This window comes from Kitasatospora sp. NPDC096204 (assembly GCF_044763205.1).
Lineage (GTDB): Bacteria > Actinomycetota > Actinomycetes > Streptomycetales > Streptomycetaceae > Kitasatospora.
The window spans coordinates 12,613-32,782 of sequence record NZ_JBIWFT010000043.1 but is presented as its reverse complement, the minus strand read 5'-3'; the positions used below and the strand labels follow the sequence as shown (position 1 = coordinate 32,782).

The following is a 20,170-nucleotide window of genomic DNA, read 5'->3' as shown; positions in this document are numbered from 1 at the left end:
TCAGGTCTTGACCAGGCGCGTCGTGCTGCGCGCGATGCGCGATGCGCGCCGTCGGCGTCGGCGTCGCCGTCGCCGTCGCCCGCGATTTCGAACGCGCTGAATGTTTTCGCAAGAGGTTTCTGTTATCGCCGGGCGTACCGCGTGCTCTCCGGAGTGTCGGAAGGCCCGGACCCCTTCACCACAGGGTCCGGGTCATCGCACGAGGAAAGGAACGCGATGGGACACCGGAGCACCGGGCTTCGCCGGCGCAAGCGCCGCAGGCTCACCCGCAGGAGCGCCCTGGTGGCCGCGGCGGTGGCGGCAGGGCTGGTGGCGGGAACGCTCGGCATCCGCACCGCGCTGGAGCCGGCGGCCCTGAACGGCGCCGTCACGGCCGCGGCCGACGGGTTCGACGCTTCCGGGACGCAGGCCGGGCTGGTCGGCTACGACGGCGGACCGGGGGAGACCGGCACCGCCGAGGGGGCCACCCAGGCGCCCGCCCCGAAGCGGGACCAGAAGGCCGCGCCGCTCAAGGCGATACCCAAGGACGAGCCCGAACGCGGCCTGGTCTACGCCGGACTGAGCCTGCCGGGCAGCGACCGCTGCGGCGGCACGCTGGAGGTCACCGGCAGCACCCAGTGCAGCCACGGCCCGGATGTGCCGCCCAAGGGTGTGGACATCCGCCAGGACGTCCCGCCGGTCGCGGCCCCGGCCGCCCAGACACCCGCGCTCACCCCCGCGGCCGGAGCCCAGGCACCCGCCGCCGCCGACCTGCTGAAGGGCTCCGCGCCCGTCCTGGACGCCACGCAGAAGGCACTGCTCGGCGGCGCCGGCGCCGCCGCGGACGCCGCCCCGAGCGGATCGGCCGCGCCCGCCGGGTCCAAGCTGGTCTGCGAGGGCGACGGCAGCAGCGGCAACCGCGTCCAGGCGGTGTACGTCCACGGCCCGGGCAACGACCGCTTCGCCCAGTACCTGGCCTCGTTCAAGAAGTGGGCCGCCGACGTCGACGTCATCTACAACGCCAGCGCCGCGGAGACCGGCGGCGAACGGCATGTCCGCTTCGTCACCGAGTCCGACTGCAGCGCCTCGGTGCTGAACGTGCAGATCTCCGACGCCGAGATCCAGGACTTCAACGCGAGCAACCGGGCCCTCGCCGCGCAGGGGTTCAACCGCAAGGACCGCAAGTACATGATGTTCACCGACGCCAAGGTGTACTGCGGGATCGGCACCTTCGCCGGCGACGAGCGCCCCGGCCAGGACAACCTGAGCAACTTCGGGCCCTCGTACGGCCGGACCGACTCCGGCTGCTGGAGCGGCAGCACCGCCGCCCACGAACTCGGCCACAACCTGGGCGCGGTGAACAACAGCGCGCCCAACTCCAGCAAGGCCGGGCACTGCGTCGACGAGTGGGACGTGATGTGCTACTCGGACGCCCCCGACTACCCGCAGATGCGGACCGTCTGCCCGGACCGCGCCCATGACGACCGGCTCGACTGCAACCACGACGACTACTACAACACCGCACCGTCGCCCGGCAGTTACCTCACCACGCACTGGAACGTCGCCAACAACCGCTTCCTCATCGCCGGTGGTGGCAGTGGCCCGAACCCGACGCCCACCCCGACGCCCACCCCGACTCCGACCGGCACGCCGACCCGCACGCCCTCGCCGTCCCCGACGCCCACCGGCGGCACCACCCCCACGCCGACCGGCTCCCCGTCGCCGACCGCGACCCCGACCCCGACTCCCACTCCGACTCCGACTCCGACCGCGACCCCCACGGCGGGCAACACCGGGCCCGCGGTGAGCGTCAGCCAGGTCACCCAGAACTCCGCCGTGCTCAGCTGGACCGCCGTACCCGCTGCGGCCGGCTACGACGTGCTGCTGAACGGCCAGGCGATCGGCACCGTCCGCTCGACCGTGGTCGGCGTGGTCCGCCTCGCCCCCGGCACCTCGTACACCGTGGCCGTGGCCGTGCGTGACGCCGCCGGCGCGGTCGGCAAGCCCGGTCGCGCCGCCACCTTCCGCACGGTCACCGACGCCGGCCGCCCGCAGCCGGGCACGCGCTACACCATGGTCAACGGACTGACCGGGCAAGCCGCCGACCTGTGGGGCAGCTCGATGAACGACGGCACCGTGGCCATCGCCTACCAGCGCACCGGCTACGCCAACCAGAAGTGGCAGTTCGAGGACGCCGGGAACGGCGCGGTGCGGATCAAGTCCGCGCGCTCCGGCAAGTGCCTGCAGCTCGGCGGTGCCCCGGTGGCCGGCCAGTACGTCGCCCAGCAGCCCTGCTCCGGCGTGGCCGCGCAGAAGTGGCAACTCAACGCCGCCGAGGGCGGGTTCACGGTCACCGCGGACGGCGCCACGCTCGTGCTGGGGCTCAGCACCCGCTGGTACTACGGCGGTTGGCTGCTGGAGCTGCAGCAGGCGAACGGCCGGCCGCAGCAGAACTGGTCGCTCCTGAAGACCACGTAGGCGGGCCCCTCCGACCGCCCGCGGGCCGCCCGACCCGCGCGTCGCCCGACCCGTGGGCCGGGCGACCCGTACGCCGGGCGCGGCCACCCGTTCCGTGGTGGCCGCGCCCGGCGCCCCCGCTTCCCGCTCCCGTCCCCCCACACTGCCCGAGGAACGCCCGTCATGCGAACCCGCCCGCTCCTCGCCGCCTGCGCCCTCGCGGCGGCCGCCGTCCTGCCCACCGCCGCACCGGCCGGTGCCCACGGCGACAGCGTCCACCTGGACGTCACCGGCCAGCAGAACGGCCACGTCAGCACCGTCGCCACCTGGGAGAACGACCACGACCCGGCCACCGAGGAGTTCGCCGGCACGCTCTCCGCCACCGCCGCGGACGGCCGGGCGGTGGGCCCCTGGCGGCTGGTCGGCGTCCCGGGCCGCCCGGGGACGTACACCACCCGGGAGATCCTACCCGCCGGGCACTGGCAGGTGACCGTGGACTGCGCCTTCCCCTCGCTCGGCCATGCCCAGCGCGAACTGGACGTGGCGGACGCCGTCATCAACGACCCGGTGCCCGCCGGTACGGCGGCCGCGTCGCCCCCGGCCGGGGTGCCGTCGGCCGCGTCGTCCCAGGCCGCGTCGCCGTCGACGGGGGCGAGCGCCGGGCCCGTCCCGGTGCCCACCGGCGGGCCGGTGTCCGAGCCCGCTCCCGCCGGGTCCGCACCGGCCGCAGGCTCCGGCTCCGCGGGCGACACCTCCGACTCCACCACCTGGGCCGCTGTCGGCACCGCCGCCGCGGCCGTGCTGCTGGTCGGCACCGGGCTCTGGCTCCGCCGGCGCCACCGCGCCTGAGCCACCGGCCCCGGTCGCCGGGATCCGGGAGCTGGATGACACGTTCCGGACGCACTCGCGGCCGGTGTGCGTTGCAGGTGAACCATCTGGGACGGTGTGGTGGGGCGCCGCTGAGTGCGTGGAGCGGCGCCCCACGTTGGTCACTGGCCGGAGAGGGTCCAGATCGGGAGGCTCTCGGAAGCCGGGGCGGTCCAGATCGGGGTGTCCTCGGCGGCCGGAGCCGTTCGGATCGGCACATTGGGCTCGGCGGCGTACGCGCTCGGAGAACGGCCCCGCGACGCTCAAGTCGCGCGACCAGCCCGGTATGAAGGCTCGCCCGCACGGGGGAGACCGTGACCCGGGCGTGGCGTCGGGTGAGGTAGGAGGCCAGTCCGGCCATGCCGGGGCTGAGCGGGTCGGGGATGTGCACGGTGCCGAGGACATCGGGTAGCGGCAACGGGCGCCGCGGGCGGGTCGGGGCCTTGGTCGAGTTCGGGTTCACGCCGCAGCCCCCACGGCGACGGTGCTGTCCGCCGATTCGACGAGCCAGAAGGTGACGGGCCGGTCGCCGACGAGGGCCGGAGCGGAGAATATCTCCAGCGGGCGGACGACCGATGCGGCTGGTCTCCATCTTCCAGAACGGGCTGAAGGACCTGAAGATCCGCCGGTGTTGAGGGGGCCCGACCTGGAGGCGGCGACGGCCGGGCGGGTCCGGAGATCGGCCATGTCCGCGGCACGGAAGTGCGGAGCGGTCCGGCCCGGGGTGCCTTGAACAGGCGGAGGATGTGCTCCGGGTCGAATCCGCGCGGTTACGCCAGGACTCCGCGGAGCACCTGGTCAACGAGGCGCATCGCGTCAGGCTTCGCCATCACCTGGCGGAACAGGGCCGACCGTGCCAACACCGGCCCGATCAGGGCGTCGACGACCAGCTTCGGGTCGGTGTCGGCGCGCAACTGACCGGTCGTGATGCCGTTTCGGACGATGTCGAGTGAGTGGTCGAGGCGCTGGTGCCAGTAGGCGGTGCTCTCGCGGTCGAACTCCGGTGACACCGCCACGGTGGCCATGCGTACGATGGCCGCCCCCTGAGGTGTGTTCAGGTAGTCGACGAGGGATGCCAGGGTCGCGCGCAGGTCGGCTCTGACGTCGTCACTGATCGGGTGCTGTTGCAGGGCGCCGTCGGAGTAGCGCGACGCGGCCTCGTAGAGGAGCTTCTCCCGGCTGCCGAAGTGCCGGTACAGCGAGCTCTCGTGGACGCCGGCCGCCGCCGCGACGCCGACCATGGTGACCCCCTGCGGGCCGCGTTCGGTCAGCAGGCGCATCACGGCCTCGAAGACCGCTTGGCGCATGGCCTCGCCGCGACGCCGTAGCGGAGGTGCCTTCTGCGGTGATCCCTTCGGCGCGGGCTGCCGTGACTGCGGTTTCTCCTGTTCGCTCACGGAACCGAGCGTAACGCCACATCCTGAGGGCGAGCGTAATGCGAGGCCCCTTGCATTAGGTCGTACGGGGAGCGTAGCGTCGCCGGCGAGCCGCCTCGCAGGAGACGTAGCAGGGGGATGGGCGGCTCGACCACGTCGGCGTGTCCGGGGGGCGATCGCACGCGACGAAGGCGGCACCCGCACCCCTCGGACCGGGGGCGGCTCTCATCTCGACCTCCTCGACCTGCCGGTGCGCGGCGGGGGCCCGCCGCGGTCCCTGCCGCTCCGCTCTTGCGGTCGGCCCGCCCGCGCCGCTCGCCGGTTCGGTGGGCCCTCCGTCGATCCACCCGGACCGTCCGGTGACTCGCGATCACAACAGACGAGAAAGAGACCAGAATTGAGAATGATCAGCACCAGGAAGAAAGCCCTCTCCGCTTTTGTCGCCGGATTCCTCCTCCTGGGCGGCGGCGCCTACGCCTCGGCGGAGGACGCCCCTCGGGCGGCGTCCGCCGGTCTGGCCGCTCCCGAGGAATGCGAGCCCCAGAGCGACTGTCCGGCCCCCGGCGACGGTTCCACCAGCAGGCCCAGGACGGACGAGATCGGGGGCGTCAACACCGAGTTCCACATCGTGGACGTCGCGCCCACCAATGCCCGCGGTTCCAAGGGGGCCGTCGGCGGCGTCGCAGTCACGTACATGGTGCCGGACGGCCGGGACGCCTACGGCTCGGGAGACTGGATCGCCGTCTACGAAGGAACGTCCACGAAGCCGTTCCGCTGGGAATGGGCATTGGGTGACTGCTCCTCCTACTGCACCCGCACCGTGGAGAAGAAGCTCCAGAGCGGAAAGCAGTACACCATCGTCTACTACCGGGACGGCGGCACCGTCTCGCAGGGAACACCCGTAGCGACATTCGACTACTGGGCATGACAGAGGATCGCGAAAAATGATCACGAAGTTTCGCTTCATGCCACATGCGGCGATGAGATCGGCTCTGGTCGTCCTCCTCACCGCTTGCCTGACGACCCTCGGTTCCACCTTCCCCGAGCCGGCCCACGCGGCGAAGAACTCGTCGCTTTCGCGAGGGTTCCTGAACACGGTCAACAGCATCAGGAACGGTGTGACGGGCGCGGTGGGCAGCAAGGAGTGGAAGTGGGCCGGCTCCGCCCTCTCCACCGTTCCGGTGGTGGACCGTGCGCAGAAGTACTTCGAGGTGCCGCTCGGCGAGCTTTCGGACGCGGTCGGCGGCCTGACCGCGGTATTCCAGCAGGGTGACGCCTATCTGGTGGGGTTTCGCAATTCCGTCGGAAACCTGTTCGTTCTGAACGAGTATGCCAACAGGGTCCGTGCCGCGTTCCCCGGTGAAACCGTCCAGACCATCTTCCAGGCTGTCAACTACGCCAACCTCGAAGGAATTTCCGTATCGATCCCGAAACTTGAGACCGCACTCAGGGGCCTTGCCTCATACACTGGGGGCGGTAACCAGGCCGATGTGAAGACCTGGATCGACCGGCTGGCGGTGACCCTCGCCGAGTCGGCCAGATTCCCGGAAATATGCAACAAGATCCGTGCCGTCCTGAACGGATCCGCTACGGGCAGCTGGACGGTGGGTGCTGCCTATCAGACGATCATCACCAGCTGGGTGCATCTTTCGGCCGGTTACTTCACCGCGATGGGCGGTGCTGTCGGCTCCGTGACAGTCGACGGCGTGACGTACACGCTCAGCGCTCTCCGACACATGCTTGCCCTGGTGAAGTCTCCCGGTAGAACCACGCACACCGGGCAGGACTGGAGTGTGCCACGGCTCACGGTGATGCCGCTGGGCGATTCCATCACGCAGGGAGTGGGGAGCAGCGGCGACAGCCTGGGCTATCGCAAGGAGTTGTCGGAGACGCTGCGGGAACATGCCGGGAACCTGGACTTCGTGGGCTCGCTCCGGAACGGCGACGGCGGTTTCGACGGTGACCACGAGGGCCACTCGGGCTGGCGGATCGACGAGCTGACCGACAACGGCTACCCGGCCGGTGACCTCGACACCTGGCTTCCCGCCGCGAAGCCCAACGTGATCACGCTGATCGCGGGCACCAACGACCTCAACCGCGGTGCGCCCACAACGCCCGAGCAGGCCCGGGACCGGATGGACAAGCTCCTGGGCAAGATCCACGCGATGGCGCCGGACATGACGGTGCTGCTGGGCTCGGTCCCTCCCACCGACCCGACCAGCGGCTGGGCCCGCTTCCAGCCGCTGTTCACCGCCTACAACCGGCTCCTTCCTCCGCTCGTGGACGCCTGGCGGGCCAAGGACATGAAGGTGCGGTTCGTGGACATGGGCGTGGTGGACAGCGCCGACATGCGGGGCGGCGACGGCCTGCACCCGACCGCCGTCGGCTACACGAAGATCGCCGGGGCCTTCTCCGAGGGGCTCGCGCAGGCGGCCCAGGACGGGTGGATCACCGAGACGGTCGCCATCGCACCGGCCCCTCCCATGGCGGGCGCGGCGGGACGTGACCACCAGACCGACGTGGACGGCGACGGGAAGGCCGACTACCTGGTCGTGGGTGACCACGGAGAGGTGACGGCCTACCTGAACAGGGGCGGCGACGGCAACGGCGGGTTCGTCGAGTCCAAGTTCGCATCCGGGCCCGTCGGCGCCGATCCCGGCAACGTCGGGTTCGCGGACGTCAACGGCGACGGGAAGGCCGACTACCTGGTCGTGGGGGACGGCGGGCAGGTGACCGCCTGGACCAACAACGGAGGCGACAGCGCAGGCGGATTCGCCCCGGCGAAGGTGTGGGCGGCAGGCCCCGCCGGCACCGATCCCGGCCGTGTCAGGTTCGCGGACGTCAACGGCGACGGCAGGGCCGACTACCTGGTCGTGAGCGACCAGGGGCAGGTGCGGGCCTGGGTGAGTCGCGGTGGTGACGGGTTCGCCGGTTTCGACGAGCGGCCCTTCGCCTCCGGCCCCGAGGGCGCGAACCTCGGCAACGTGAGGTTCGCGGACGTCGACGGGGACCGCAAGGCCGACTACCTGATCGTCCGGGACAACGGTGCGGCCGATGTCTGGATCAACCGGGGCGGCGACGGAGCAGGGGGATTCGCGGCAGCCCGGAAGTTCGCCTCCGGCCCCGCGGGGGCCGATCCCGGCCATGTCAGGTTCGCGGACATCAACGGCGACGGCAGGGCCGACTACCTGATCGTGGGGGACAGCGGACAGGTCACGGCGTGGATCAACAACGGAGGCGACAGCGACCAGCCGGGCTGGATCGCCCGGGGCCGCATCGCCTCCGGGGTCGGCTTCCCGATCCACCAGACCGCCTTCGCCGACATCGACGGTGACGGCAAGGCCGACTACCTGGGCACGGCGTACAGCTGGAGCAGCCGGCCCTACGAGCCGTGCGTCTGGGCCAACCGTGGCGGCGACGGCCAGGGAGGCTGGGCCGGCACCGGCACCCGTGCCGAATGCGCCGACCCCGCCGGGAGCAGTGGCATGGTCCGTTCCACCGGTTCGGTGCCCGGCTACAGCAGCGAGCAGTACGCCGACCTCAACGGGGACGGCGCGGCCGACCGGATCATCGTCAACGCCGACAACTCGGTGGACGCCCAGTTGAACACCGGTGGCGTCTCCGACACCGGACGCTGGGGGGCCCGCTCGCGGGTCGCCGGGGGGCTCGCGCCCTGGGGACAGGTCCGTTTCGCCGACGTCAACGGGGACGGCAAGGCCGACTACCTGACCGTCGACGAGAACGGCAGGACGATGGCCTGTCTCAACCAGGGCATGGACGGCGGCGGTGGCTGGGGCCCTTACCACCAGATCGCCGCCGGGCCTGGCGGTGCGGGGTCGGGCAGCCGGGTCCAGTTCGCCGACGTCAACGGTGACCTCAGGGCCGACTACCTGCTGGTCGCCGACGACGGCTCGGTGCAGGCATGGCTCAATGACGGCGGCGACGGTGCCGGCGGGTGGACCGCCTACGGCACCCTCGCCTCCGGCCCCGCCGGCAACGGCTCGGGTCGCCGGGTCCGCTTCGCCGACGTCAACGGTGACCTCAGGGCCGACTACCTGCTGGTCGCCGACGACGGTTCGGTGCAGGCATGGCTCAACAACGGCGGAAACAGCGGAGGTTGGATCGATCGGGGGGTCTTCGCCGCCGGTGTCGCACCCGCGGACCGAGTCCGTCTCTAGCACCAACGCCGTTCAGTCAGGGCGGTCTGGGCTGCGTCAAGGGTCGGTTGTGAGCATGTTGATGCTGATGGTGGGCCTGTAGGTGGCTCGGTCGACAGCGGGTCCGCGTGCGTTGTACTCGGAAACCGCTCGTTTGACGATGTGGGCTTTGGTACGGACCCGCCGTTCGGGCAGGAGCTGGGCCAGGACGTGACGGCGTACTCGCCGAAAGGCAGGTACGGCTCAATGAACTGCCACTCCACATCGGAGAGTTGCACTCGCGTCACGGAACACGGTCCACCGGATCAGACCGCGTCGCGAGAGCAACTTCCCGGAATGATCACAACCAAATACGCACCCTGGGTGCGCGGTCTCACTCCAGGCAGTCTTATTCCATGTCCCACTCTTCCAGCAGGTCGAAGAGGTGCCGGTCGCCTTCGAGCTTCTGGGAGTCCAGCGGGATGCGACCGTAGAAGGCCTATCACTGTGCGGCGAAGACGTAACAGTGATTTTCGCGGGCCGGCCTCCACCTTCGCGGCGCGATGATCTGGATCAGGGACATCACCAGAGCTGCCGCTTGATCACGACCAATACGCGCCCTGGCGGGCGGAGTCGACGTTTCCCGCGCCGTGGGTGCGGGAAACGTCGCGTTCGGCAGCCGGCGAGGGGGCCGCGGCAGGGCATTCGCCGGTTGCTGCGGCGGCACCCGGCGATGACTTCCCGGACTCCGTGAGTGCCCCGGGTCAGTCCTGACGGGCCATCATCAACTCGGCATTGGGTCAGCATTGGCCCTGTCGGGCGCTGTCGCGGATGGTCGAACGGTGTCATGCGTCGAGTGCGGAAGCGAGTGCCGACAGGGGTACTTCGGGGTGAGCGCCAGTGGGCTCCGGCTCGGGGGTGCGGTGGACCTGGTCGCCGCACCCCCGATTGCGTAGCGGCGCGGGTCAGCGCTTGTTGCCGCGGGGCTTCAAGGGGATTCCCGGGAGCTCCGGGGCGGGGAGGCGGTCGCCGGGGTAGCCCTCGACGGCGCCGAAGCGGTCGGAGGCGGCCTGCCACTCGTCGCGGGTCTGGATGATGTCCTCGTGGGGCCGCCCGATGATGCCTGACACCTCGTCTGATGGTGTGCGTGGCGCGGCGAGTAGGCGGTGCGGCTTCGTGCGCTCGGGGGCATCCGCCAGTGCGCGCAGCGGCAACCACCGTGACCACGACGGACGAGACTCCTCACTCGAACGGTCCGTACGGAACGTCGAACGCCACGTACGGAACGTCGGACGTCGCAGGTAAACGGCAGGGAGGTCGTTGTGTCCTTGGTTCGTCAGCGTATGGTCCGCGGCTGGCACGCGGTGCTGGCCGCGTTCGCCGGGGTGGTCCTGGTACTGGCCGGCACGCCCGGTCCGGCGCAGGCCGCGGAGACGGAGTGGATCAGTCTCGATGGAAATCAGTCACGGGTGCTGTCGGCGGTGTACTCGGTGACGATCAGCGGTGCCACGTACGACGTCGCCCGGGGCACGGACAACAACATCTGGTTCCGCTACAACGGCGGGAGCTGGCACCCGCTCGGCGGAAACAACGCCTCCCGGACCACGTCGCCGCCGCGCATCGTCGAGTTCCCTCCGGGGCGCGCGATGGTCGTCATCCGAGGCATGGACGGGGAGATCTGGTACAGCCAGGCGAACAACGGGTCCCTGAACTTCTGGGCGGACTGGGTGCGGCTCCCGGCCGGTGCCAACGCGATCGGCAGCCCGATCCTCACCATCAGCTCGGCCACCCGGGACCTCATGATCGAGGCACCGAACACCTACCGGCGCATCAACACCACGTTCCTGAGGAACTACAACGGAACACTGACGTCCAGCGGCTGGCGGGTGGACTCGCACGCACTCCTCGGCACCAACGCCACGGACATCGAGGGTGACAGCCAGATCGCCGTCTACGGCACCGAGTACTACCGATCGGTGCTGCGCAGCTTCTTCACGGGAACCGACCACCACGTGTGGCGCGAGACGACGGATGCCACGACCGGCGCGGTCCTGGATCTGTCCGAGGTGAACGGCGGTGGCGAGTGCGCCAGCGGCGTGGGGGCGGCGCGACTCGGGAACCAGTCCACCGTGGTCGGCCCCGGTCAGTCGGGCTACGCCGAGCAGCAGCGCGCCATGATCTCCTGCATCGGAAACGACGGATACGTGTGGGAGACCACGTCGAGCGACGGCGGCCGCACCTTCGACGGCTGGCGCCGCCCGGCCGGTTCGCTGGCCCCGTCGGCCTCGACACCGGCGGTGTTCCCGACGCCCCTGGGGAACACCTCGTGGACGATCACGATCAGGTGGAACGGCGCCAGGAGCGGCCTGTTCCCCGACAACTCGGTGGTCTCGAAGCGCATCTGGTAGATCTACCGGAAGTCCTGCGGGAAGCACGGCCGGAAGCCCTTCCGGCCGTGCTTCCCGCTGTGCGGTGGCTGCTCCCGGCGACCGCCGACGAGTGGCGCACGGGTGTTCCGGTGAACCGCGCGGCGGTGGTCGGCCGTCGGACGGGACGTGGGGACGCGGGGACGTCGTGGTCGGCAGGAGAAGTGCGGGGATGGGCGAGACGGGCATCCCGGCGCGGCCGGCTCCGGGACTGTGGCGCGGCGCCGCTGCCCGCGGATGACGCCCTCGATCCCGAGTTCCCGCATCAGCCGCTCGACCGCGCAGCGCGCCCTGGCGCAAGCACCGGAAGATCGACAAGCCGAGCCTGTCCCGGCTGCCCGCGTGCCCGCACTGCGACCGGAGCGGTGCGGCGTCTGCAAGGGCCCCTGTTCCGACAGGGCGCGAACGTCCGTTTCGCGAAGACCAGCCGGGTCCTGGCCGAGCTCGCCGGCGGCCACGCGGACCGCACTTGGGACAAGCGCATCCGAGAGCTGATCCGCCCCGACGTCCTGATCCTGGACGACTTCGCCATGCGGCAGCTGAGCGCGGCCCAGGCAGACGACCTCCACGAACTGGTCTCCGAGCGGCAGGGACGCACGGCGAGCTCACGCCTGGAACACCGAGCCGTTCTCCACCACATAGTGCGGACGCCCTTCGCCCGAGCTGAGGAACCGCCAGTCCTCCCACTCCGGGCGCCCTGCCGGGAACACCTCCAAGGACATGCCGGACGAAAGCATCAGCTGAAGGTCGAACTCGTCGCCGATGCGCACGTGGTCGACGACGGGAGCATCTGCTGCGATGAGCTGCATGACGGTTTCGGTGCGGTCGTCGAACCGGCTCGTCCCGATCTCGCCCCCGGCCTCGAATCCGGCTTCGGCCCGCGCGCCCGGAACATAGAGATCGCCCTCCTGGACCATCGTGGACACGCCGTTGAGCAGCCGCCAGCGGCACTGCAAGTGCAGCGACATCTCCGGGCGGACTGTGTGCTCGCCACGGTGGTCCACCCATGGCGCGTCGTCACCGAACGTGAGCCAGACAAGCGTCGCGGCCCGGCCGATGGCCGTGAACGGCCGTCCCTCCAGCGCGCGCAACGCGGCGCGAGTGGCCTCAAGACCGGTCACAGTAGTCTCATCCCTCCTCAGCACCGACGAACCCGAGTGCCGGCCGAAGGGCGGCATCGGAATCACAGGATACGGACGCAAGGTCCGAGGACTTGGGGACTTACGTGACCGCGGCCCATGAGGAAGGGTGCCGGGCACAGCGTGCACCTGGAGCGGCCGAAGGAGTTCCTGGCGGCGCTGGTGGAGACCCTGGACGGGGCCTGACGACGGGAGGGCGCACGGCCGGCGGCCCGGGCGAGCAGGTGACTGCTCACCCGGGCCGCTGGCCGTGCGCCGGCCACGCGGGGCGGTCCGGCGGGGGCAGGGAGGGATCAGTACTGCGTGGTGACGGTGACGCCGCTGAAGGCGGTCGCGCCGTACAGGCTGATGAAGCGGTAGCCGGCCGTGGTGTTGGTGACGGTCAGGCTCTGGGTGGTGCCGTTGGTGGTCGAGGACGCGGTGGCGTTGGTGTTCGTGGCCCAGGTGGTGGGGTTGTAGTACAGGTAGGCGGTGCCGGTACCACCGGTGGCGGTGACGGTGAGGGTCGTGGCGCCCGCCGGAAGGTAGACGTAGAGGTAGTCCAGCTGGCCGGCGCCGGCTGCCCGGTCGGTGCGGTAGCAGAACTGGCCCATCTCCTGCCGGCTGCTGCCGGTGCAGGGCTGCGGGACGGGGACGGAGACCGTGACGTGCTTCTTCAGGGTGGCGGTCTGCCCGGTGCTGCTGGTGACGGTCAGGGCGACCTTGTAGGTGCCCGCCTTGGCGTAGGTCTTCGTCGGGGCGGCCTCGGTGGAGGTGGTGCCGTCGCCGAAGTCCCAGACGCGCGAGGCGATCGAGCCGTTGCCGGTCTGCGTGGAGCGGTCGGTCAGCTTCACGCTCAGGCCCGAGACGGCCGAGTCGAAGTCCGCGGTCGGCGTGCCGTCGGCCAGGCAGTCGCCCGCCGCGCAGCGGTCGAGCCAGCTGTCGAAGCTGCTGTCGTAGAGCGTGCCGATCGAGTTGACGTAGTTGTAGGCGCCGGCGTAGTCACCGGTGCGGTACTTGGAGAGCATGGTCTGCACGGTGGTCGGGTAGCGCTCGATCATGTAGCGGGCGGCGAGGTAGCCCCACATGTAGGTGCGGTTGGTGTCGCTGTTGTTGTAGGTGCTCTGGAACAGGCTGCTGAGCGGGTAGCTGTGCTTGGCCGCCTCGGCCATCGCCCGGGTGTCGGTGACGTTGCGGTAGGTGTACGACGCGTACTCGGCCGAGCCCTCGATCCACCACAGGGCGGGGTAGCTGATCTGCTGCCCGAACTTGCCCTTCATGTTGTAGCGCGAGTCCAGGACGTGGGCGTACTCGTGGTTGAGGTTCCAGATCCGGGCGGTGAAGCCGTTCTCGTTGGGGTGCCGGTACATCAGTGTGTACGGCAGGTTGGCCGGGTCGCCCGGGTCGCCGTTCATCGTGATGCCGCCGTTGTCGGTGGGCACGCTGTACATCGCCCCGGCGTAGGTCTGGTAGTCCTCGCGGCTGGCGAACACCACGATCTGCACGGTCGACTCGTACTGGCCGGGTATGGGGCCGTTGTCGCGGACCAACCGGTGGTAGTAGGCGTCCTCGCCCTTGAGGTCGTCGCAGACGGCGGCGAGTTCGGCCGCGGTCAGGTCCTGGGACAGGATGGTGCGGGTGTCACAGGTGTGGCTGGTCGGGAACACCGCCTTGACCAGCCGCTTCGACAGGTCGCAGACGTCGTAGTAGGAGCACTGGGCCTGGTCGTAGGAGGAAGCCGAGTTGGCGGCGCCGACCCAGAGCGCGGCGGTCGAGCCGGTCATCGACGAGACGTCGAGCAGGCCCTTGATCAGCGGGCGGACCTTGGGCTGGAGGGCCGGATACTTGACGAAGCGGGACATCTCCATGCCCGCGTTGGACGCCAGGAAGGAGTTGGCGGTACCCAGCACGTCCCGGTGGTTCAGGGCGAAGGCGTCGAGGGTGTCGATGATGCCCGGGTCCGCCGTGACGGCGGCGACGTAGGCCGGGTTCTGGTGGCCGCGCCAGAGCGGGGTGAAGACCTTGTTGACGAAGTTCACCAGCGGCCGGGAGTCGTTGTAGGCGCTGGTGTAGGCGTTCAGGACCTGCCGGTAGGTCGCGAGGTAGCGGCCCTGCAGATCGGCGCTGTCGGTGAGGACCAGGGCCTCGCCGGCGATCGGGGCGTTCGACTCGGTGGCGTCGGTGAAGTGGGGGGAGGACACGAAGGCGTCGAGGCCGCGCGCCACCGCGTCGGTGAGCGCGGCGTCGTAGCTGCCGACGGTGCTCGGGTAGGTGTAGTGCACGAAGTAGCCCGCGCGCAGGAACAGGACGAGCTGCAGGGCGCCGGTGGAGTTGTCGCCGGGGTAGGTGGCGGCGGTGGTCCGCAGGGCGTCGGCGACCGTCACCATCTGGGCCTGGCGGAACGTCCAGTAGGCGTTGGAGCCGGAGGCGCCGAAGAGGGTGTTGATGCAGTCGGGCGTCGAGGCCTTGACGAAGGAGACCAGGTCCGCCCCGGACCGGCCGCTGAAGTCGCCGACGGTGCAGGACGCGGCGGCGGCGTCGGCCGGGGCCGCCTGGACGAGGGCGCGGGACCGCGGTGTCCGTGCGGACGCGGTGTCCGCCTCGGGCACGGGCGGGCTGAGCGGCGGGAGCTGGGCCGCCGTCAGACGGTGGTCCAGCGGCGCGGCCGGGCTCGCCGGGTCCTCGGTGGTGGCACCGCTCGGGGGCAGGTGGTCACCGGCCGTCGGGTTCCCGAGCGGGGCGGTCGTGGGGGTGGCCGTCGGCTTGGGCGTGGGGGCCGCGGCGAGGCTCGGCGTGGTGGACACACCGAGCAGCAGGGCGCCTGCCGCGGCGACTGCGGCCAGCAGTCCGGGCAGGCGGGGAAGCTGACGCAACGTCGCTCCTAGGAAAGGGGTGGGGGTGTGGGGAAGGTGAATGCACCGTGGAGGGGAAGTGGAGGCGTTCGAGCGCGTGAGGAACCGTTTCATGTAATGAACAGACCCAGCAATAGGGTGTGACATGTCACTGATGTGTCCCCGGTCACACCGCCGACCCTCGGCGATCGGGCGTCGACGGTCCGTCAACACGCCACTCCCCGGGCGTCCGCGCACCGGGGAGCGAACCCCGCCGAGCGACGGCGGGGGTGCGGCGAAGGGCCCTACGAGGAGCCGCGGGCGATCAGTTCGACGGTCATCAGGTCCAGGCTGACCGGGGGCGCCTCCGGGTCGGAGACCATGCGGTCGACGAGCTCGGCCAGCTCCTCGCCGGACGGCAGCCGCATCCGGACCGAGCTCAGCAGGGGCCGCAGCAGCCGGGCGAGCAGCAGGTCGTCGGCGCCGACCAGGGCCACCGCCCCGGGGACGTCCACACCGGCGTCCTGCAAGGCGCGCAGGGCGAGCATCGCGTACTCGTCGTTGTAGCCGAACGGTCCGTCCAGGGCGAGTTCGCGGCACCGGACGGTGAGTTCGGCGGCCGACTCCTCCGTGCAGTCCAGCGGCAGCGGCTCGACCAGGGCGCCGAAGAGGGCGAGCCTCGGGTCGGTCGGCACGGCGAACCCGATCGAGGCGCATTCCGGACCGTTGCGGCAGTTCACGCTGGCGAACTCGAACCATCCGAACCACATGGTCCAGAACCGCGCGCTGCACGCCTACCTGCGCTGGCGCAACGCCAACGCCCGCCACCCCGACGTCCTGGCCGCCCAACGCCGCGAGCGCACCCGCATCCGCAGCGAGAAGGGCATCCGCTGGGGCGGCAGGCCCGCTCTTGTCGCTTAACTGGCCTGAAGCAAGATCGTCGGTGAGGGGCGGGCGGCATGGTGGCTGTCTTCTCCGGCCCGCGCCGCTCCGGTGGTGACCGTCCTTCGGCAGCCGGCGAGGGGCCGTGCCGGGGCATCCGCCGGTTCTCATGGCGGCATCTGACGATGACTTCCCGGGCTCCGTGAGTGCTCCGGTCTGTCATGATGGTCTGTCAGCTAACTCGGCATTGGGTCAGCATCAGTCCTGTCAGGCGCTGTCATGGATGGTCGAACGGTGTCACGTGTCGAGTGCGGAGGCGACTGTCGACAGGGGCGCTTCGGGGTGGGTGTAGGGGACTCCGGCTCGGGGGTGCGGCGGATCCGGCCGCCGCACCCCTGACTGGCAAACTCCCAGGTCAGCGCGCGTTTCCGCGGGGCTTGAGGGGGATTCCCGGGAGCTCCGGGGCGGGGAGGCGGTCGCCCGGGTAGCCCTCGACGGCGCCGAAGCGGTCGGAGGCGGCCTGCCACTCCTCGCGGGCCTGGACGATGTCCTCGTGGGACCGTCCGATGAAGTTCCACCACATACCACGTGATTTGCGTTTCTTCCCAGGTCAGGGGTGTGGCGGACCATCTGCGGTCAGCAAAACGTCAGCATCGGACGGGATGGAGACCGCAGACGATGGCCCCGAGGACCCTGGCCCGCGGCATGGGCACCTTCTTCAAGACCTGCGAGCACCCGCAGGCGCGGTGGTCGAAGTGCCCGCACACCTACGTGATCCGCTTCCGCAACGCCTCCGGGAGGCAGACCGAGGAGTCCGGCTTCGCCACCCAGGACAAGGCGATCGACCGGCTCACCGAGATCTACCGGGCGAAGCGCGAGAACCCCTGGAGCCAGAGCAAGGCCGAGCGCAACCGCAAGTACGGCGCGATGAACTTCGGAACGTACACCGAGGAGTGGAAGGCCGGCCAACGCGCGCTCGCCCCGGCGTCGCTGCGGCACCTCGACTCGCTCCTCGAACACCACCTCTACCCGGCGTTCCACAGCCGCCGGATGGCCACCTTCGACCACAAGGTCGTTGACGCCTTCATCCAGACCATGGAGCGCAACGGCGTTGGCCTGGCCACCCAGGCCAACGCCTTCGACAAGCTCAAGGCGATCCTGCTCGACGCCCACCGCCTCGGCCTCTACCCGGAGAACCCCTTCGACGGGGTCACCCCGCCCCAGTACGACCCGAAGCGCGCGATCATCCCTTCGCTCGTCCAGCTCGGCGGGATACGCGAGGCCGGAGACGAGACCTTCAACCTCGTCGCCGAGCTGATGAGCGGCTGCGGCCTCCGCAACGGCGAGGCCCTGGCCGTCAACGTCAACAACATCGTCGCCGACGACGTCTACCGCGTCACCGAGCAGGTCAATCAGACCACCAAGGACTACGCGCCGCTGAAGCACCGCAAGGAGGGCGTCTACCGGGACGTCCCGCTGCCGACGCGGACGCGGCTCAGCCTGCTGTCGTACGCGGACACGTACGGCACCATCGACGGCTACCTGCTCCGCCACCCGCTGGACATCGCGAAGCCGTACCCGTCCTACTACCTGCAGAACCAGTGGGACCGGATCAAGCGGGCCGGCGAGACCGACATTCCTGAGGGGATGACGCTCTATGGCCTGCGGCACTTCTTCGCCTCGAACTGCCTCAGCCACAACATCCCGATCACCGACGTCGCCGAGTGGATGGGCCACAAGAGCATCGACGTCACGTTCAAGATCTACCGCCACCTCATGCCCGGCTCCATCGGGCACGCCGCCCAGGTCCTCGACCTCGGACTCGCAGCCTGAAGCATGTGGGGCCCTGTTCGCCGCCGAACAGGGCCCCACATGTGTCGCTGCCCGACATCAGCCGCCGGACATCCGCTGCTGCTTCACCCAGGCCTGGACCTCGGCGACCTTGAACTGTAGTTTGGCGTTCCGACCACGCCCGAACTGGTACGGGACGAGACCGGCCTTGGGCGCCTCCCGGTAGACCCACTGAACGGACATGTTCAGATGCTCTGCGGTCTGCTTGACGGTCATGAAGTGCGAAGACACGGACTCTCCTCTGTACCGGCCGGGTGCCGTCGGTGTTTCCGGGAGCTCCAAAGTTGCTCTACACAGGGCGGTTTGGGAGGGCCACGGTCCCGCGGTACGTTCCCTTTGCTATGCGGACCCGGGCTGAAGTGCCGGGTCTGACGGCGCCGCTTGGTGGACCATGCGCTCGGATTCGTAATCCGAGCGACACGTCGCTGTGCGGATTCTCCCTATCCCTGGTGGCGCTGACGCACGCGTGCGCGCAGCGGCACGGCTCATGAGAGGTCCGGCAGGACAGAACAATGGTCAACTCGTTCATCGCGCACACGAGCCCGGGGCGGAGCAGGGTCTTCGCCCTCCACAAGGACCCCCACGATCGTCTGGAGGCGGTCACCACGCTCGGAGGGGGCGACCTCCACCTGACCGACGACCTCGTCGGGGCCCTCAACAACTACTTGGCGGACCGCGACGACGGCGCGCTGCAGGCGGTGCTGGACGGCACCCCCAAGGCCGTTCAAATGGCCACGAAGCGCTACCTCAAGGAAGAGTGCCCGCCGGAGGCGGGAGCCTTCACCGGCTTCGGTTGCCCGATCGAGATCGTCCGCGAGGCTGTCTACTTCAGCCAGGCCGACGACGAACTTGAGGACTACCTCCAGGGTGCTTACATGATCGGCCTGGGAATCCGGATGTCGAATGAGCGCGGCAGCGATGGCGATGTCGACTGGGTTGTCCAGCTCCGCAATGACGAGGTCTCGGTACCGGCTAGTGCCGAGCCGCGCTCCTGGGAACTCCCCGCTGGAGTCGAACTCCTGGAGACCTGGACCAGCAAGCAACCGCATCCCGGGAAGGGGCCCGTTCGTGCTGCCCTCGGCGTGGCAGCAAGCGCGAGCGCCGGGGGCCGGTGGGTGAGGATCCACACGCTGCTTCACAGCGATCGTGACGTCGACTATGAGGGCAGCGGTACCTCGGAGTTCGTCGTTGACATCTTCGATGCCCCGATTCCGCAGCAGGACCCTGAAGACTAGATCGCGACAACGCTGCGTCGTCCGCTGGAGGGGCGGGGCCTCACCGGCGGCGCGGTGCGTAGGCGTGGCCGGCACGGCTACAGGACGTCTCCGCTCTGCCAGCCGGGCGGTACCGTGGGCAGGCCGATCAGGGCGCCGGTTAGGTGGTGGGCCGACCTGACTGGTCACGGGCGGGGCACCAAGAACTCGCCCCGGCAGAACCAGTCGTCCGCTGCGAGGGCCTTGTAAGCCACCCCCTCCCAGCCATTGAGCTGGTGGGCGAATCGCGTCTCTGCTTCGTCTGCCAGGTATGCGTTCACTTCCTCTGGCCCGGCTGCGCTGACCAACCGGGCTATCTGGCGTCGAATGTCGCAGATCAGCGCAGCCGCACGTGTGGCATACAGCCGAGCGAGGTCGAAGAAGTCGAAGTGGTTCTGCACGCGTGCGGAAAGCACTGGATCCCAGGAGCCGGGAGGATCCACGAAGTATTCCAACGAAGGATCGTCGTCGTGTCTGACACGTGCGTTGAGCCACCGCTCGGAATCGATTCGGTCGACATAGGGATGAAGGAGGGCTGCCTCAGCGGATTCCGGTGTCTTCGCTCCTTTCCGGTGGTTGCAGTCGCCACAGGCCGGCACCAGGTTGAGGGGAACCACGCACAGGGCAGGGAACCTCTCCTTCGGCAGGTGGTGGTCCATCTGCCTTACCAGGCCTTGCCCGCAAAGCGGGCACCGTTGGTGAGGTGGTGCGGCCATGATCACGTTGTAGATACGCCGACCTGGCTTGTTGGCAACCATTCCCCGCTTGTAGATTGCTGCGGCTGCATCGGTGGCTTTGAGGCCGCTGACCTGGAAGTCGGTACCGTCAAGTGTGTGGAGTGCCCGTTCCTTGGCTGCGTGCTCGAAGCGCTCGGCGGCATCGAGCACCGACCCGGTCGCGGATGTCAGCGCTTCGGGGAGATGGGGATTCTCCTCCGTGGACTGGATACTGCTTATGCAGGCCTCGTAGCACTCCTGGGCCGAGACGGCTGGTG

Annotated in this window: 14 protein-coding genes and 3 pseudogenes; 9 read left to right on the top strand and 8 right to left on the bottom strand. The window is 69.7% G+C overall.

Annotation, left to right across the window (positions count from 1 at the left end; genetic code table 11):
* Positions 1-216: 216 nt before the first annotated feature.
* Positions 217-2,457, top strand: coding sequence for an RICIN domain-containing protein (locus ACIQ87_RS33960; RefSeq protein WP_402414502.1), 2,241 nt, complete (start codon positions 217-219; stop codon positions 2,455-2,457).
* Positions 2,458-2,619: 162 nt separating this feature from the next.
* Complete coding sequence (locus ACIQ87_RS33955) at positions 2,620-3,285, top strand: hypothetical protein (RefSeq protein ID WP_402414501.1); 666 nt, start codon at positions 2,620-2,622, stop codon at positions 3,283-3,285.
* A gap of 788 nt (positions 3,286-4,073) precedes the next feature.
* On the opposite strand, the gene ACIQ87_RS33950 is transcribed toward ACIQ87_RS33955, so the two are convergent.
* Entirely contained in the window at positions 4,074-4,700 is a 627-nt protein-coding gene (locus ACIQ87_RS33950) for a TetR/AcrR family transcriptional regulator (RefSeq protein ID WP_402414498.1), read from the bottom strand.
* A 382-nt stretch (positions 4,701-5,082) separates the two neighbouring features.
* Here ACIQ87_RS33950 and ACIQ87_RS33945 point away from each other — a divergent pair, with 382 nt between their 5' ends.
* Together ACIQ87_RS33945 and ACIQ87_RS33940 are read left to right on the top strand one after the other, a co-directional pair.
* Positions 5,083-5,607: a hypothetical protein gene (locus tag ACIQ87_RS33945; RefSeq protein ID WP_402414495.1), complete on the top strand. Its 525-nt coding sequence runs from the start codon at positions 5,083-5,085 to the stop codon at positions 5,605-5,607.
* A gap of 16 nt (positions 5,608-5,623) precedes the next feature.
* On the top strand, positions 5,624-8,857 hold the full coding sequence (locus ACIQ87_RS33940; RefSeq protein ID WP_402414493.1) for an FG-GAP-like repeat-containing protein: 3,234 nt from the start codon (positions 5,624-5,626) through the stop codon (positions 8,855-8,857).
* Positions 8,858-9,780: 923 nt separating this feature from the next.
* On the opposite strand, the gene ACIQ87_RS33935 is transcribed toward ACIQ87_RS33940, so the two are convergent.
* The gene (locus tag ACIQ87_RS33935) at positions 9,781-9,945 is read right to left on the bottom strand and encodes a hypothetical protein (RefSeq protein WP_402414491.1); all 165 of its coding nucleotides are present in this window, start codon (positions 9,943-9,945) and stop codon (positions 9,781-9,783) included.
* A 198-nt stretch (positions 9,946-10,143) separates the two neighbouring features.
* On the opposite strand from ACIQ87_RS33935, the gene ACIQ87_RS33930 reads away from it, so the two are divergent.
* Both ACIQ87_RS33930 and ACIQ87_RS33925 read left to right on the top strand, forming a co-directional pair.
* Positions 10,144-11,223 carry a hypothetical protein gene (locus tag ACIQ87_RS33930; protein ID WP_402414489.1) on the top strand — a complete coding sequence of 360 codons (1,080 nt, stop codon included), beginning with the start codon at positions 10,144-10,146 and terminating at the stop codon, positions 11,221-11,223.
* A pseudogene (locus tag ACIQ87_RS33925) lies at positions 11,142-11,831 on the top strand (ATP-binding protein); the annotation flags it as partial. The gene ACIQ87_RS33930 and the pseudogene ACIQ87_RS33925, both read left to right, overlap by 82 nt.
* 15 nt (positions 11,832-11,846) lie before the next feature.
* Here ACIQ87_RS33925 and ACIQ87_RS33920 read toward each other — a convergent pair.
* From ACIQ87_RS33920 to ACIQ87_RS33910, 3 genes are all read right to left on the bottom strand, one after another.
* Positions 11,847-12,362, bottom strand: coding sequence for a hypothetical protein (locus tag ACIQ87_RS33920; RefSeq protein ID WP_402414580.1), 516 nt, complete (start codon positions 12,360-12,362; stop codon positions 11,847-11,849).
* 311 nt (positions 12,363-12,673) lie between these two features.
* A complete protein-coding gene (locus ACIQ87_RS33915) occupies positions 12,674-15,232 on the bottom strand; it encodes a collagenase (RefSeq protein ID WP_402414486.1) in 2,559 nt (852 codons plus the stop codon).
* A gap of 263 nt (positions 15,233-15,495) precedes the next feature.
* Positions 15,496-15,960, bottom strand: coding sequence for a substrate-binding domain-containing protein (locus tag ACIQ87_RS33910; protein WP_402414484.1), 465 nt, complete (start codon positions 15,958-15,960; stop codon positions 15,496-15,498).
* Here ACIQ87_RS33910 and ACIQ87_RS33905 point away from each other — a divergent pair.
* Positions 15,887-16,111: pseudogene (locus ACIQ87_RS33905) on the top strand (IS630 family transposase); the annotation flags it as partial. The gene ACIQ87_RS33910 and the pseudogene ACIQ87_RS33905 overlap by 74 nt on opposite strands.
* A 376-nt stretch (positions 16,112-16,487) precedes the next feature.
* On the opposite strand, the pseudogene ACIQ87_RS33900 reads toward ACIQ87_RS33905, so the two are convergent.
* Positions 16,488-16,655 (bottom strand): annotated as a pseudogene (locus tag ACIQ87_RS33900) (pirin family protein); the annotation flags it as partial.
* 95 nt (positions 16,656-16,750) lie between these two features.
* Between ACIQ87_RS33900 and ACIQ87_RS33895 the strand changes: the two are divergent.
* The gene (locus ACIQ87_RS33895) at positions 16,751-17,905 is read left to right on the top strand and encodes a tyrosine-type recombinase/integrase (RefSeq protein ID WP_402414481.1); all 1,155 of its coding nucleotides are present in this window, start codon (positions 16,751-16,753) and stop codon (positions 17,903-17,905) included.
* A 57-nt stretch (positions 17,906-17,962) separates the two neighbouring features.
* On the opposite strand, the gene ACIQ87_RS33890 is transcribed toward ACIQ87_RS33895, so the two are convergent.
* The gene (locus tag ACIQ87_RS33890) at positions 17,963-18,154 is read right to left on the bottom strand and encodes a helix-turn-helix domain-containing protein (RefSeq protein ID WP_402414480.1); all 192 of its coding nucleotides are present in this window, start codon (positions 18,152-18,154) and stop codon (positions 17,963-17,965) included.
* A 281-nt stretch (positions 18,155-18,435) separates the two neighbouring features.
* On the opposite strand from ACIQ87_RS33890, the gene ACIQ87_RS33885 reads away from it, so the two are divergent.
* On the top strand, positions 18,436-19,158 hold the full coding sequence (locus ACIQ87_RS33885) for a hypothetical protein (protein ID WP_402414477.1): 723 nt from the start codon (positions 18,436-18,438) through the stop codon (positions 19,156-19,158).
* A gap of 164 nt (positions 19,159-19,322) precedes the next feature.
* On the opposite strand, the gene ACIQ87_RS33880 is transcribed toward ACIQ87_RS33885, so the two are convergent.
* A complete protein-coding gene (locus ACIQ87_RS33880) occupies positions 19,323-20,063 on the bottom strand; it encodes an HNH endonuclease (RefSeq protein ID WP_402414474.1) in 741 nt (246 codons plus the stop codon).
* Between the last annotated feature and the right edge of the window lie 107 nt (positions 20,064-20,170).

Excerpts from the sequence above, each read along its gene's own strand:
- ACIQ87_RS33895 (WP_402414481.1), top strand. The coding sequence starts at position 16,751 with ATGGCCCCGAGGACCCTGGCCCGCGGCATGGGCACCTTCTTCAAGACC.
- ACIQ87_RS33940 (WP_402414493.1), top strand. The coding sequence starts at position 5,624 with ATGATCACGAAGTTTCGCTTCATGCCACATGCGGCGATGAGATCGGCT.
- ACIQ87_RS33885 (WP_402414477.1), top strand. The coding sequence starts at position 18,436 with ATGGTCAACTCGTTCATCGCGCACACGAGCCCGGGGCGGAGCAGGGTC.
- ACIQ87_RS33955 (WP_402414501.1), top strand. The coding sequence starts at position 2,620 with ATGCGAACCCGCCCGCTCCTCGCCGCCTGCGCCCTCGCGGCGGCCGCC.
- ACIQ87_RS33910 (WP_402414484.1), bottom strand. The coding sequence starts at position 15,960 with ATGTGGTTCGGATGGTTCGAGTTCGCCAGCGTGAACTGCCGCAACGGT.
- ACIQ87_RS33960 (WP_402414502.1), top strand. The coding sequence starts at position 217 with ATGGGACACCGGAGCACCGGGCTTCGCCGGCGCAAGCGCCGCAGGCTC.
- ACIQ87_RS33945 (WP_402414495.1), top strand. The coding sequence starts at position 5,083 with ATGATCAGCACCAGGAAGAAAGCCCTCTCCGCTTTTGTCGCCGGATTC.